The 14,201-nt window shown below is 40.9% G+C and carries 10 protein-coding genes; 9 read left to right on the forward strand and 1 reads right to left on the reverse strand.

Annotated features, from left to right (window positions below; translation table 11 throughout):
* Positions 1 to 215: 215 nt before the first annotated feature.
* From ilvE to thrC, 9 genes are all read left to right on the forward strand, one after another.
* Positions 216 to 1,097 (forward strand): branched-chain-amino-acid transaminase, encoded by an 882-nt coding sequence (gene ilvE / locus P767_RS0112690; RefSeq protein WP_026764819.1) that lies wholly within the window; start codon positions 216 to 218, stop codon positions 1,095 to 1,097.
* Positions 1,098 to 1,113: 16 nt separating this feature from the next.
* Positions 1,114 to 2,793 (forward strand): dihydroxy-acid dehydratase, encoded by a 1,680-nt coding sequence (gene ilvD, locus P767_RS0112695; RefSeq protein ID WP_026750383.1) that lies wholly within the window; start codon positions 1,114 to 1,116, stop codon positions 2,791 to 2,793.
* Between the two features lie 9 nt (positions 2,794 to 2,802).
* Complete coding sequence (gene ilvB, locus P767_RS0112700) at positions 2,803 to 4,554, forward strand: biosynthetic-type acetolactate synthase large subunit (protein ID WP_037351827.1); 1,752 nt, start codon at positions 2,803 to 2,805, stop codon at positions 4,552 to 4,554.
* Positions 4,555 to 4,560: 6 nt separating this feature from the next.
* Positions 4,561 to 5,148 (forward strand): acetolactate synthase small subunit, encoded by a 588-nt coding sequence (gene ilvN, locus P767_RS0112705; RefSeq protein ID WP_026764821.1) that lies wholly within the window; start codon positions 4,561 to 4,563, stop codon positions 5,146 to 5,148.
* An 86-nt stretch (positions 5,149 to 5,234) separates the two neighbouring features.
* Positions 5,235 to 6,719, forward strand: coding sequence for a ketol-acid reductoisomerase (ilvC, locus tag P767_RS0112710; protein WP_026764822.1), 1,485 nt, complete (start codon positions 5,235 to 5,237; stop codon positions 6,717 to 6,719).
* 14 nt (positions 6,720 to 6,733) lie between these two features.
* Positions 6,734 to 8,029: a threonine ammonia-lyase gene (ilvA, locus tag P767_RS0112715; RefSeq protein WP_084799943.1), complete on the forward strand. Its 1,296-nt coding sequence runs from the start codon at positions 6,734 to 6,736 to the stop codon at positions 8,027 to 8,029.
* A 9-nt stretch (positions 8,030 to 8,038) separates the two neighbouring features.
* Positions 8,039 to 10,477, forward strand: coding sequence for a bifunctional aspartate kinase/homoserine dehydrogenase I (gene thrA / locus P767_RS0112720; RefSeq protein ID WP_026764824.1), 2,439 nt, complete (start codon positions 8,039 to 8,041; stop codon positions 10,475 to 10,477).
* On the forward strand, positions 10,478 to 11,407 hold the full coding sequence (locus tag P767_RS0112725) for a homoserine kinase (RefSeq protein WP_026764825.1): 930 nt from the start codon (positions 10,478 to 10,480) through the stop codon (positions 11,405 to 11,407). It abuts the gene before it with no gap.
* The gene (thrC, locus tag P767_RS0112730) at positions 11,404 to 12,699 is read left to right on the forward strand and encodes a threonine synthase (protein ID WP_026764826.1); all 1,296 of its coding nucleotides are present in this window, start codon (positions 11,404 to 11,406) and stop codon (positions 12,697 to 12,699) included. Before P767_RS0112725 ends, thrC begins: the two co-directional genes overlap by 4 nt.
* A 38-nt stretch (positions 12,700 to 12,737) precedes the next feature.
* Here the strand turns inward: thrC and P767_RS0112735 are convergent, their stop codons facing one another.
* Positions 12,738 to 14,183: an amidohydrolase gene (locus P767_RS0112735; protein WP_026764827.1), complete on the reverse strand. Its 1,446-nt coding sequence runs from the start codon at positions 14,181 to 14,183 to the stop codon at positions 12,738 to 12,740.
* Positions 14,184 to 14,201: the final 18 nt, after the last annotated feature.

The raw sequence follows: 14,201 nt of genomic DNA on the forward strand, positions 1-14,201 counted from the left end.
ATTCTTGCATAGACTTACCTTCGGAAGAATAGTAAATGCTCCATGCAGAATAAAGGAAATACGATAATAACAAAAACCAATACAATCTATAACACGATTGCTATTGTCATTATTATTATTACCGCTCTGCAAGGAGGTGGACTTAACTAAGTATTGAATAACTTAATATAAAGCCTCGCCTCATCAGCGGGGCTTTTTTGTTTAAATCTATTGAAATGAATTATTACCAATCGAATACCATTATTTATCATAATGGCGAATTTGTAAAAGCAGCGGAAGCGAAGATGGATTTATACAGCCAGTCGCTTCATTACGGCTATTCTGTTTTTGAGGGAATTCGCTCCTACAAAACAACGGACGGTTCTACTGCAATCTTTAAGGCAGTTGAACATTTTGAACGTTTGAAGATTTCTGCGGAAGCCATTAATCTTCCTTATGATTTTGACACGCAAACCTTAATTGATGCTACCTACGAAGTATTGAAACAAAACAATCTGGGAGATGCCTATATACGTCCTGTTGTGTATGCGCCTGCCAATATGAGTTTTGCACGCAATACCGAATCCTTTGTTTTTATTGAAGCCTGGGAAATGGCCCCTTTTTTAGGGGATAAATTATTGCGCATGATGACTTCTTCTTTTCAGCGCCCCAATCCAAAAGCTTTTAAGATTCATGCAAAAGCAGCCGGGCATTATGTGAATTCCATTTTAGCCAGTCAGGAAGCAAAAGACAAAGGTTACGATGAAGCTTTTTTGCTGGATATGAATGATCATTTGGCAGAAGGTCCGGGAGCCAATTTGTTTTTTGAAAAAGACGGTGTCTTGTTCACGCCCCAACCCGGACATATTCTGGCTGGTATAACCAGGGCTACTGTTTTAGAAATCTGTGCTCAATTGGGTATTGAAGTAAGAGAAGGGACGTATACAATGCAGGATATTAAAGCTGCCGATGCTGCTTTTTTCTGTGGCACTGCGGCTGAGGTTATTGGATGGCAATCGCTGGACGAATATATTTTTCCCAAACCTTTTTCGGAAACCAAAAGCTTTCAGGTACAGCAGGCTTACAAGCAACTGGTGGTTAAACCTTTGACTAATTAGTTTTTAAAACGATACAATGGAATTGAACAAATACAGTAAAACCATTACCCAGGATCCTACGCAGCCCGCTGCGCAGGCCATGTTTTATGGGATTGGTTTAACCGATGAAGATTTGCAGAAAGCACAAGTGGGAGTAGTGAGTATGGGTTATGATGGCAACACTTGTAATATGCATTTGAATGATCTGGCTAAGCTGGTAAAGCAGGGTGTTTGGGAAAATGATTTAGTAGGATTGATCTTTAATACCATCGGGGTAAGTGATGGAATGAGCAATGGTACCGATGGAATGCGCTATTCTTTGGTGAGCAGGGATGTGATTGCTGATTCCATAGAAGCGGTTTGTGGTGCGCAGTATTATGATTCACTCATCGCCATTCCTGGTTGTGATAAAAATATGCCTGGTGCCTTAATTGCCATGGGACGTTTAAACCGGCCTGCGATTATGGTGTATGGTGGAACCATTGCGCCAGGTCATTATAAGGGACAGGATTTAAATATTGTTTCCGCCTTTGAAGCCTTGGGGCAAAAACTGGCAGGACAATTGGATGAAAATGATTTCAAAGGAATCATCAAGCATGCATGTCCCGGAGCCGGAGCTTGTGGTGGTATGTACACGGCCAATACCATGGCATCTGCCATTGAAGCATTGGGCATGAGTTTGCCCTTCTCTTCGTCCAATCCGGCTTTGAGTGCTGAGAAGAAAGACGAATGTTTGGCAGCAGGTAAAGCCATTAAAGTATTAATGGAAAAAAATATTCTTCCTTCAGATATCATGACCCGTAAAGCATTTGAAAATGCCATTACGATTATCATGGCGCTGGGCGGAAGTACCAATGCCGTATTGCATATGATTGCCATGGCAAAGAGTGTGGGAGTTGCATTAACACAGGATGATTTTCAAACCCTATCCGACCGGGTTCCTGTGTTGGCAGATTTTAAACCGAGCGGAAAATATTTAATGCAGGATTTACATCAGTATGGCGGTGTACCTGCTGTAATGAAATATTTATTGCAGAAAGGATTCTTGCATGGGGACTGCTTAACGGTCACTGGTAAAACATTGGCAGAGAATCTGGTTTCAGTTCCGGATCTGGATTTTGATCAACAGAAAATTATACTTCCAATAGAATCACCCGTAAAAGCTACCGGGCATTTACAGATTCTATATGGCAATCTCGCAACCGGTGGAAGCGTAGCCAAAATCAGTGGCAAGGAAGGAGAATTGTTTGAAGGTCCTGCCAGGGTATTTGATGGCGAACATGCGTTGATTGAAGGAATCAATAGCGGAAAAATTCAACCGGGTGATGTGGTTGTCATTAAAAATGTAGGTCCGGTGGGAGCTCCCGGTATGCCTGAAATGCTGAAACCTACTTCTGCCATTATTGGGGCCGGATTAGGGAAGTCAGTTGCCTTAATTACCGATGGCCGATTCAGTGGCGGTACGCATGGGTTTGTAGTGGGGCATATTACACCGGAAGCGGTGAATGGCGGATTAATTGGATTGGTAGAAGACGACGATATCATTGAATTGAATGTTGCCACCAAAAAAATGACACTGAAAGTAGCAGAAGATATTATTGAAGCGCGGAGAAAAAAATGGAGTAAACCTGCTTTGAAAGCCACCAAAGGTCTATTGTTTAAATACGCCAAATCTGTTAAAGACGCTTCTCAGGGTTGTGTAACCGATGAAGCTTAAAATATTTTTATGAGTACTACACTGAACCCAACTATTGAAAAAGAAACACTAGCTGTTGAAACAAAGCCTGTTCGTGAATTGTCCGGATCACAAGCAGTTTTGGAAGCCTGTATTGTTGAAGGGGTAGATACCATTTTCGGTTATCCTGGTGGTGCTATCATGCCCATCTATGATGCCTTGTACGATTACCACGACAAGCTGAAACATATATTGGTAAGACATGAACAGGGTGGTATTCATGCCGGTCAGGGATATGCAAGAAGCAGCGGTAAAGTAGGCGTAGTATTTGCTACCAGTGGACCTGGTGCTACCAACTTAGTAACCGGGTTGGCAGATGCCATGATAGACAGCACGCCGCTGGTTTGCATTACAGGGCAGGTGTTTGCGCATTTGTTGGGTACGGATGCTTTTCAGGAAACAGATGTAGTGAATATTACTACACCCGTAACCAAGTGGAATTACCAGATTACCGATGCTACAGAAATACCGCATGTTTTGGCAAAAGCCTTTTACATTGCCCGCTCCGGTAGGCCGGGTCCGGTATTAATTGATATTAGTAAGAATGCACAGATTCAGAAATTCAATTACGAGGGATATACGCGTTGTAACCATATCCGCAGTTATCGTCCCAAGCCGATTGTTAGAAAAGAATATTTAGAAGCAGCTGCAAAACTGATTAATGAAGCGAAGAAGCCCTTTGTGATTTTTGGGCAGGGCGTTATTTTGGGTAAGGCGGAAAAAGAATTCAAAGCCTTTATTGAAAAAGCAGGCTTGCCTGCAGCCTGGACCATACTGGGTTTAAGTGCTTTGCCAACGGATCATCCGCAGAATGTAGGGATGTTGGGCATGCACGGCAATTACGGACCCAATGTATTAACCAATGACTGTGATGTTTTAATAGCCGTAGGGATGCGTTTTGACGATCGTGTTACTGGCAGGTTAGACAAGTATGCCAAGCAGGCTCAAATTATTCATCTGGATATTGATCCTGCAGAGATAAATAAGAATGTAAAAGTAACGGTACCGGTTTGGGGGGATTGCAAGGAAACACTACCAATGCTTACCCAGATGGTTGAAGCAAAGCAACACAAGGAATGGCTGTCTTTATTTAACCAGTATACTGCCGAAGAGAAAGCAGCCGTGATGGATGCGGAATTATTTCCGAAGTCAGGTGAAATGACCATGGGTGAAGTAATTCAGCAATTGAATGAACTAACCAGTGGAGAGGCAATCATTGTAACCGATGTGGGACAACACCAGATGGTTGCTTGCAGGTATGCCAAATTCAATGCTTCTAAATGTAATATTACATCGGGTGGATTGGGTACCATGGGTTTTGCTTTGCCAGCCGCTATTGGCGCCAAACTTGGCGCACCGGAAAGAACGGTGGTTGCCATTATTGGAGATGGTGGATTTCAGATGACCTTACAGGAGCTCGGAACCATTATGCAAACAGGACTGAATGTAAAAATCCTGATCCTGAACAACCGATTCTTAGGCATGGTTCGTCAGTGGCAGGAATTGTTCAACGACAAACGCTATTCTTTTGTAGACATACAAAGCCCCGATTATGTTCAGCTGGCCAAAGCCTATGGCATTGCCGGATCCAGTGTGTCTGATAGAAATGATTTAAGATCTGCTTTGTTTTCCATGTTGGCATCAGACGGTTCTTATTTGCTGGAAGTAATGGTGGGAAAAGAAAACAATGTATTCCCAATGGTGCCACAGGGTTGCAGTGTTTCAGAAATCCGATTAAAATAACAGGCAATGAAAAAAGAATTTACGATAACGGTTTATACAGAAAATCAGGTTGGTCTGCTGAATCGTATTGCGATTATTTTCAGCAGAAGAAAAATCAATATTGATAGCCTCAATGTTTCTCCTTCTGAAGTGGAATCCATTCATCGTTTTACAATTGTTATAAACGAAACAGAAGAAGTAGTGCGAAAACTCTGCTTCCAGATTGAGAAACAAGTTGAAGTATTGAAAGCCTATTTTAATACCAATGATGAAATCATCTGGCAGGAAATGGCACTCTACAAAGTTCCAACGGATGCAGTAGCTGAAAAACTAAAAGTAGAAAGATTGCTTCGTGAATATGGTGCAAGAGCAGTAGTGATTAGAAAAGACTATACCATTTTTGAAACAACAGGTCATAGGGAAGAGACTGATCGACTGATTCATTTTCTGGAACCATATGGCTTAATTGAATTTGTCCGCACTGCCAGAATTGCTATCATCAAAGCCAGTAGCGGTTTTCATGAAAAGATTAAAGAATTTGAAGCAGTAGAGCCTGCAGAAGAATTAATTGAGAACGAATTCCTTAATCAAGGACAGGCCGTTTTTACCATGTAATGAATTATCCTATTTATCAAAATACAATTTGAGTACTCTTTATAATTAATCAAAACAATTTTAAAAACGCTTTCAAAAAATATATTATGGCAAATTATTTCAATTCTCTTCCCTTACGTGAGCAACTAAATCAGCTGGGTGTTTGTGAATTCATGGACAAAGCTGCTTTTGCGGATGGCATAAATGCCTTGGTTGGCAAAAAACTGGTGATTATTGGATGCGGAGCACAGGGTTTGAATCAGGGATTAAATATGCGCGATTCCGGACTAGATATTTCCTATGCGTTACGAAAGGAAGCGATTGATCAAAAAAGGGCTTCCTATGTAAATGCAACAGAGAATAATTTTAGAGTGGGAACCTATGAAGAATTGATTCCAACGGCTGATGTAGTAATCAACCTGACTCCGGATAAACAACATAGTTCGGTAATAGCAGCTGTTATGCCCTTGATGAAAAAAGGCGCTACACTTTCTTATTCCCATGGTTTTAATATTGTAGAAGAAGGCATGCAGATCAGAAAAGACATTACGGTGATCATGGTTGCTCCCAAATGTCCGGGTACAGAAGTGCGTGAAGAATACAAGCGTGGCTTTGGAGTTCCTACGCTAATTGCGGTTCATCCTGAAAATGATCCAGAAGGAAAGGGATGGGATTATGCTAAAGCTTATTGTGTAGCAACAGGTGGTCATAGAGCAGGTGTATTGAAATCTTCTTTTGTTGCTGAAGTAAAATCAGATTTAATGGGTGAGCAGACAATATTATGCGGCTTGCTACAGACTGGTTCTATTTTGTCTTTCAATAAAATGATTGAAAAAGGAATCAATGCAGGCTATGCTGCTAAATTAATTCAGTACGGATGGGAAGTGATTACAGAAGCTTTAAAACAGGGTGGTATCACTGCAATGATGGACCGCTTGTCTAATCCTGCGAAGCTGAAAGCCTTTGAACTTTCAGAAGAATTGAAAGAAATTATGCGCCCCTTATTTCAGAAGCACCAGGACGATATTATGAGTGGTGCGTTTTCTTCAGGCATGATGGAAGACTGGGCCAATGGCGATAAAAAATTATTGACCTGGAGAGAAGCAACTGGTGCTACGGCTTTTGAAAAAACAGCTCCAGGTAATATGAAGATTACCGAGCAAGAATTTTTTGATAACGGGTTATTAATGGTTGCTTTTGTAAGGTCTGGTGTAGAGTTAGCTTTTGAAACCATGGTCGAGGCTGGTATTAAAGAAGAGTCAGCATATTACGAATCATTGCACGAAACTCCTTTGATTGCTAATACTATAGCACGAAAGAAATTATACGAGATGAACCGCGTAATTTCTGATACGGCTGAGTATGGCTGTTATTTATTTGATCATGCCTGTAAGCCATTATTAGCAGATTTTATGAGCCATATTGATACAGATGTGATTGGGAAAAACTTCAATGACGGAAAAGACAATGGCGTAGACAATAAAACCCTGATTGCAGTGAATGCAGTGATTAGATACCATCCTGTAGAAATAGTAGGAGAAAAATTAAGACAAGCGATGACCGATATGAAAACCATCGCAACCAATCAGTAAGAAGGATTAAACAAATGGCGAATCATACAACGACAGGGAATCAATCTACAGTTGACAGTCAATCTGCACAAGTATTGTTTGAATTAGATATTGATGCGGCTGTTAAAAAATTGAGGGATGTAGTAAAGCATACACCCCTAACCTACAATGCCTCACTGTCAAAAAAATATGATTGTACTATTTATTTAAAACGAGAAGATTTACAAATAGTAAGATCTTATAAACTGAGAGGCGCGTATAATTTAATCAGTAGTTTGCCTGAAGAACAGAGGGCCAAAGGGGTGGTATGTGCCAGTGCCGGCAACCATGCGCAGGGTTTCGCTTATAGCTGCAAAGTACTTAATATTAAAGGGGTTGTTTTTATGCCCATCATTACTCCTAACCAAAAAGTTAGACAAACTAAAATGTTTGGGGATGGAAATGTAGAGATAAGATTGGTTGGAGATACTTTTGATGACTGTGCTACAGCAGCAAAAGCATTTACTGAAGAAAATGGGTTAAATTTTATTCCACCTTTTGACCATCTAAAAATAATTGAGGGTCAGGCAACCGTTGGTGTTGAAGTGCTGGAAGATTTGCAAGATATTGACTATGTTTTTGCCCCTGTTGGAGGGGGAGGTTTAATTGCAGGAGTGGGAGCTTATTTTAATACTGTATCACCCAATACCCAAATTATTGGGGTGGAACCAGAAGGCGCACCTTCCATGTCAGAAGCTTTGAAATATGGGAAGCCTGTGAAGTTGGACAGCATTGATCCCTTTGTAGATGGTGCAGCCGTAAAGCGGGTTGGGGATTATCCTTTTGAAATTTGTAAAGAAGTCATTGATAAGATGGTTCTGGTAAATGAAGGAAAAGTCTGTTCAACCATTTTGAAATTATACAATGAAGATGCTATTGTGGTGGAGCCTGCAGGTGCTTTGTCTGTGGCTGCACTTGATAATTTTTGTGAAGCCATCAAGGGAAAGAAAGTGGTTTGTATTGTGAGCGGAAGCAACAATGATATTGATCGTATGCAGGAGATTAAAGAAAGGTCCTTGCAGTTTGAAGGGCTGAAACATTTTTTCCTAATCCGTTTTGCGCAGCGGCCGGGGGCATTAAAAGAATTTGTGAATCATGTTTTGGGACCAACGGATGATATTGTTCGCTTTGAATATATACAAAAGCATAACAAAGAAACTGGTCCTGCATTGGTAGGTATTGAAATGCAGGATAAGGCACATTATCAGCATTTGCTGGAAAATATGCAACGCTATCATATCAATTTTACTCCCATCAACAAGAATGATAATTTATTTGGGTACTTAATTTAATATAAGGTTATGCAGGTATTAAAGTTTGGAGGAAGTTCTGTTGCCAATGCTGTTAATATCAGCAAGGTAATAGCCATAGTGGCAAAGGCTGTAGAAAAAGAGCCTGTTGTTTTAGTCGTATCTGCCTTGGGAGGGGTAACGGATCAATTAATTGCAATTGGCGCAAAAGCTGCTGGTGGTGACGAAAGTTATAAAGATCAAATCAAGGAGCTTGAAGTAAAACACCTGGAAGCAGTACGAGGGTTATTGCCAATACAAAATCAAAGTGGAACTTTAAGTTGGGTGAAACAGCAACTAAATGAACTGGAAAGGATTTGTGATGGTATTTTTTTATTGGGAGAATTGTCTGCCAGAATACAGGATAGGCTGGTAAGTTATGGAGAGTTACTTTCTTCTTATATCATTACTGCTGCATTGAAGGAATTGAATACACATCCTGTCTGGACCGATTCCAGACATCTCATTGTTACCAATGATTTCTATGGAAATGCAAGTGTGCAATTTGAAAAGACCAATCAACGGATTCTTTCCTTTATACAAAATAATTCCGCTTCTTTGTATGTTGCTCCTGGGTTTATTGCTACCAATGAAAAAGGATATACCACTACATTGGGTAGGGGCGGTTCGGATTATACAGGAGCCATTTTTGCTGCCGCAACCAATGCCACTGCACTTGAAATTTGGACGGATGTTACTGGGATGATGACGGCAGACCCTCGTTTGGTTTTGAATCCAAGACCTATCGAAGCTATTTCTTATGAGGAAGCCATGGAGCTGTCTCATTTTGGGGCTAAAATAATTTATCCGCCCACCATTCAGCCGGTGATGAAAAAAAACATTCCTGTTTGGGTGAAGAATACTTTTGAACCAGATGCAGCAGGCACAGTTATTCAACAACATGCGGTTGCCAACTCTGATGTAGTAAGGGGTATATCCAGCATTAACCGAATTGCTTTGTTGAGTTTGGAGGGAAGTGGTATGATTGGTATACCCGGATTTAGTAAGCGATTGTTTGAAGTGTTGGCATTGAATAGAATCAATGTTATTTTAATTACCCAAAGTTCCTCTGAGTATTCTATCTGTGTTGCCATAAATGAAGCAGATGCAAATACTGCCCAACAGGCAATTGACGCTTTTTTTGCCTATGAAATTGAAAATGGGAAAGTAAATCCTGTATCAGTAGAAACTGGGTTAAGTATTGTAGCAGTAGTAGGAGAACAAATGAAAAGCTTACCAGGTATCAGTGGAAGAATGTTTGGCGGTTTGGGCAGAAACGGCATAAATGTAAGAGCCATTGCTCAAGGATCTTCTGAGAAAAATATATCTGCCGTAATTGCTGCAACTGATGTTAAAAAATCCATTAATGTTTTACACGAAGACTTCTTTGAAACAACCTATAAGCAGTTGAATGTATTTGTAGCTGGAGCAGGTAATGTGGGAGGAAAATTATTGGGGCAGTTGAATCAGCAGTTGCAGTATTTAAAAGATCATATGCGTTTGCAAATACAAGTAGTAGGTATTGCAAATAGCAGACGTGCTATATTGGATGATGCAGGGATTGATTTGAATAACTGGAGATCGATTTTAGAAGAATCACCTGAAACAGATATACATGGTTTTGTTACTGCCATTATAGAAAAGAACCTCCGCAACAGTGTTTTTGTTGATGTTACAGCCAATGAAGTTGTAGCGTCTGTGTATGGTACTTTATTAGCCAAAAGTGTTGCAGTGGTTGCTTGCAATAAAATTGCCTGCTCCTCTACTTATGAAAATTATAAAAAGCTAAAGCATCTGGCCAGAACCTACAATACGCGCTTTTTATTTGAGACCAATGTAGGAGCTGGTTTGCCAATTATTGGGACGCTCAATGACCTGATGAGAAGTGGAGATAAGATCACCAGAATACAGGCTGTTTTATCGGGTACTTTAAATTTTGTATTCAATCATTATAACGGAACCATTCCTTTTGCACAGGTAGTAAAGCGTGCACAGGATGAAGGATATACAGAGCCAGATCCCAGACTGGATTTAGGAGGTACAGATGTGATGCGTAAAATCATGATTCTTGCCAGAGAAGCAGGAGAGCCGATAGAGATGAATCAGATTGCCAATGAGGCATTCTTGCCCGCCAGTTGTTTTGAAGGCACAGTAGATGACTTTTATGCAGAAATGGAAAAGCAGGAAGATCATTTTAAAAATTTGTATGCGTCTGCTCATGCCAATCATGCCAAATTGAAGTTTGTTGCCGAGTATTATAATGGAGCTGCAAAAGTGGGATTACAGGAAATTCCTGCCCACTCCGATTTTTATCATTTGTATGGTAAGGATAATCTTGTTTTATTTTATACGGAGAGGTATCCCGAGCAACCTTTGGTAATAAAAGGCGCAGGTGCGGGTGCAGAAGTTACAGCTTCTGGTGTTTTTGCAGATATAATACGGGTAGCTTAGATGGGTAAAAAAATTACGATACATAGTCCGGCTACTGTTGCCAATATGGTATGTGGTTTTGATGTACTTGGTTTTGCTGTGCATGAGCCCTATGATATTATGCATATGGAAATTACAGAGGAGCTTGGTATAGTAATTGTGAATGAGGACGACTTTAATTTACCAACAGACCCTTTGCAAAATGTAGCTGGTGCGGCTTTACTTGCCTTAATGGAAGCATATGGAAAGCCGGTGGGATTTAAATTGACGATTAACAAGCAAATTAAACCAGGAAGCGGAGTGGGTTCCAGTGCTGCCAGTTCTGCTGGTGCTGTTGTGGGTGCGAATGCATTGCTGGGCAATCTTTTTTCTAATGAGGAGCTGGTGAAATTTGCCATGAACGGCGAGAAGCTGGCTTCAGGGGTTAAGCATGCAGATAATATTGCTCCCTGCATTTATGGCGGCGTTACTTTAATTCGTTCTGTTTTTCCATTAGACATTGTGAAATTAAATGTGCCTGATTTATATGTAACCATTATCCACCCCCAGATTGAAGTAAAGACCTCCGATGCACGCAGCATACTTAAACAGCAAGTACAATTAAAAGATGCTATTAAACAATGGGGCAATATTGCGGGCCTAGTAGCTGGGTTGGAACAAGGCGATTATGATTTAATTGGAAGATCGTTGGAAGATTTTTTGATTGAGCCTACCCGCAGCATTCTCATTCCTGCATTTGAAGCCATTAAAAAAGTGAGTAAAGAATTAGGGGCACTCGGAGGAGGTATTTCAGGTTCAGGTCCTTCTATATTCATGCTAAGTACCAACGAAAGCACAGCCAAATCTGTGGAGTTGGCAATGCAACAGATTTATGATAAAATTGGACTGGGGTATCATACTTATTTAACAACCATTAATACAAGTGGAATCCTTTTAAGTGAAGCTTCATGAGATACTATAGTTTAAATAATCAATCTCCTTCTGTAGATTTTAGAGAAGCAACTTTAAAAGGACAGGCTCCTGATAAGGGTCTGTATTTTCCTGAACAGATTCCCCGCCATGAGAATACGTTCATTGAGCAGCTTCGGAGTTTTTCAAAAGAAGAAATTGCTTTCAGGGTGATGGAGCCTTTTGTTGGTAACACCATTCCAAAGAATGAATTGCAACGGATAGTTGTAGAAACAATTGCTTTCCCTTTTCCATTGTATGCTATCCATGAGCATATTGCCTCTTTAGAATTGTATCATGGCCCTACATTCGCTTTTAAAGATGTGGGTGCAAGATTTATGAGCAGGTGTTTGGCCTATTTTTCAAGAAATGAAACAAAGCCTACTACCATATTAGTAGCCACTTCAGGGGATACGGGTGGGGCAGTTGCCAATGGATTTTTAGATGTTGATGGGATTGAAGTGATCATCCTATATCCTTCGGGAAAAGTGAGTCCAGTGCAGGAATTACAATTAACTACCTGCGGATCCAATATTACTGCGTTGGAAATAGACGGAAGCTTTGATGATTGTCAGGCGCTGGTGAAAGAAGCGTTCATGGATGTCGATATTGCTGCCACTATGAATCTGAGTTCTGCCAATTCTATCAATGTGGCTCGCTGGCTTTCTCAGCAGATCTATTATTTTTTAGCCCATCAGCAATGGGAGCATGATGAGCCTCCGGTCATTTCAGTTCCCAGTGGAAACTTTGGGAATTTATGTGCTGGTATGATGGCTTATAAAACGGGATTGCCTGTTCAACATTTTATTGCTGCCTGTAATGTAAACGATACGGTGCCTGCTTACTTACGAACCAAAGACTATCAGGTGAAACCCAGTGTGTCAACCTTGTCCAATGCAATGGATGTAGGCAATCCCAGCAATTTTATCCGTATCATGGAATTGATGAATCAGGATTATGATAGTTTACAAGCAATGATGTCCGGTTATACGATTAATGATGAAACCACATTAGCTACCATTCAAAAAGTGTATCAGCAATATGGGTATTTGCTGGATCCGCACGGGGCGGTGGCTTATGCAGCATTAACGCAGTATCAGCAGAAAAACAAAAGTGTAAGAGGATATATTCTGGAAACTGCCCATCCTGTTAAGTTTCCCGAAGCCGTGAAAAGGGCTACTGGACAGGAGGTTTCCATCCCGCCAACGGCGATAGAATTATTTACTAAACAAAAAAGAAGCATACCCATGCAAAAGGACTATGCTTCTTTTAAGGAATATTTATTAAGCAATTAGCCGTTTGTTAGAAGTCGGCTATTGATTTGAATGGAAGATTAATCTCTGTAATTTAAAGCAGGCTTTCTATCTCCTAGTAAAGGCTTATACTGATAACTACCCACGCCTTTAACGAATTCTTCTTTTGCTTTTTGAATTACAGCAGGCTTGTTGAATAAATCAATAGCTGTTAATGCTATCGTCTTGGCTGCTACTAACATGCCCTTGGTACCAATCTCTGTGCCACCACAAGCAACTGCCTGCCAGCTATGCGCTGAAGTTCCCGGAATCCAGGTAGCAGCTTCCAATCCCACTGTAGGAACCACATAACTAACATCGCTTACATCGCTGGATCCGCCACCTGCGTCTGCTTCTTTCTGCAATGGTTTAACACTAGCTGCTTCTTCAACGGGTGGGGCATTTCCAATAAAGCTGGCCTGAATTTTTTTACCAAAAGCTTTTTCTTCTTCTGTATAACTTACTCCGCCTGTTTTAGCCAGGTTTTCTTGCATCAGTTCAGCGAGGGTTTTATTGATCAGTAAGTCATGTGTACCACCCACAATTTCATAACTCATTTTTGTGCCGGTACCCAATGCTGCTCCTTCTGCGGCTTTGGTAATTCTGTCAAACACATCTACGGCTACTTCTCTTTTTGGATGACGTACATAATAATATACTTCCGCAAAATCCGGTACCACATTCGGTGCTTTCCCTCCATTGGTAATTACATAGTGAATGCGGGTTTCCTGCGGAATATGTTCCCGCATCATATTGGCCATATGGTTCAAAGCTTCCACTGCATCCAAGGCAGAGCGGCCATTTTCAGGAGACATGGCTGCATGGGAAGCAATTCCGTTAAAACGGAATTTGGCAGATTTATTCGCAATGAAACTGGTCATGATTACCCTGTTCTGATTGGCAGGATGCCAGTGAATTACGGCATCCACATTCTTGAACAATCCTTCTCTAACCATATATACTTTTCCGCTACCCCCTTCTTCTGCAGGACAACCGTATACTTTGATGGTGCCCGTTATCTTCTTTTCCTCTATTAATTTTTTAATGGCAATCCCCGCAGATACAGAAGCGGTTCCGAATAAATGATGACCGCATCCGTGGCCTCCTGTTTTTCCATCAATTGATTTTTTTTCAGGTACCGCTTCCTGAGCCAAACCAGGGAGTGCATCGTACTCAGCCAGAATACCGATGACCGGGCTGCCTGTTCCATAGGTCGCTACAAAAGCCGTTGGAATGCCTGCTACGCCTGTTTCTACGCTAAAGCCTGCCTCTTTTAAATTCTGTACATGCAAAGCGGCACTTTTGGTTTCCTTATACCCCAACTCTGCATAATCCCAGATCTGCAAAGCTGTTTTTTTATCAGCAGCATAACTGGCATCCAGCATCAAAAGGGTTTTCTCTTTTAGTGCAGTCAGTTGCTGGCTTGCAGCATTTTGTCCATAGCTATTCAAAGCAAAAAGCAGACAGATGGCTAATATCTTTTTCATGGCATCAAATTTCGGTTT

The organism is Sediminibacterium salmoneum NBRC 103935, assembly GCF_000511175.1.
In the GTDB taxonomy this organism is placed as follows: domain Bacteria; phylum Bacteroidota; class Bacteroidia; order Chitinophagales; family Chitinophagaceae; genus Sediminibacterium; species Sediminibacterium salmoneum.

Bases quoted from the DNA above. Each gene is read 5' to 3' on its own strand.
- ilvC (WP_026764822.1), top strand. From the start codon at position 5,235: ATGGCAAATTATTTCAATTCTCTTCCCTTACGTGAGCAACTAAATCAG.
- thrC (WP_026764826.1), top strand. From the start codon at position 11,404: ATGAGATACTATAGTTTAAATAATCAATCTCCTTCTGTAGATTTTAGA.
- P767_RS0112725 (WP_026764825.1), top strand. From the start codon at position 10,478: ATGGGTAAAAAAATTACGATACATAGTCCGGCTACTGTTGCCAATATG.
- ilvN (WP_026764821.1), top strand. From the start codon at position 4,561: ATGAAAAAAGAATTTACGATAACGGTTTATACAGAAAATCAGGTTGGT.
- P767_RS0112735 (WP_026764827.1), bottom strand. From the start codon at position 14,183: ATGAAAAAGATATTAGCCATCTGTCTGCTTTTTGCTTTGAATAGCTAT.
- ilvD (WP_026750383.1), top strand. From the start codon at position 1,114: ATGGAATTGAACAAATACAGTAAAACCATTACCCAGGATCCTACGCAG.
- ilvB (WP_037351827.1), top strand. From the start codon at position 2,803: ATGAGTACTACACTGAACCCAACTATTGAAAAAGAAACACTAGCTGTT.
- thrA (WP_026764824.1), top strand. From the start codon at position 8,039: ATGCAGGTATTAAAGTTTGGAGGAAGTTCTGTTGCCAATGCTGTTAAT.
- ilvA (WP_084799943.1), top strand. From the start codon at position 6,734: ATGGCGAATCATACAACGACAGGGAATCAATCTACAGTTGACAGTCAA.
- ilvE (WP_026764819.1), top strand. From the start codon at position 216: ATGAATTATTACCAATCGAATACCATTATTTATCATAATGGCGAATTT.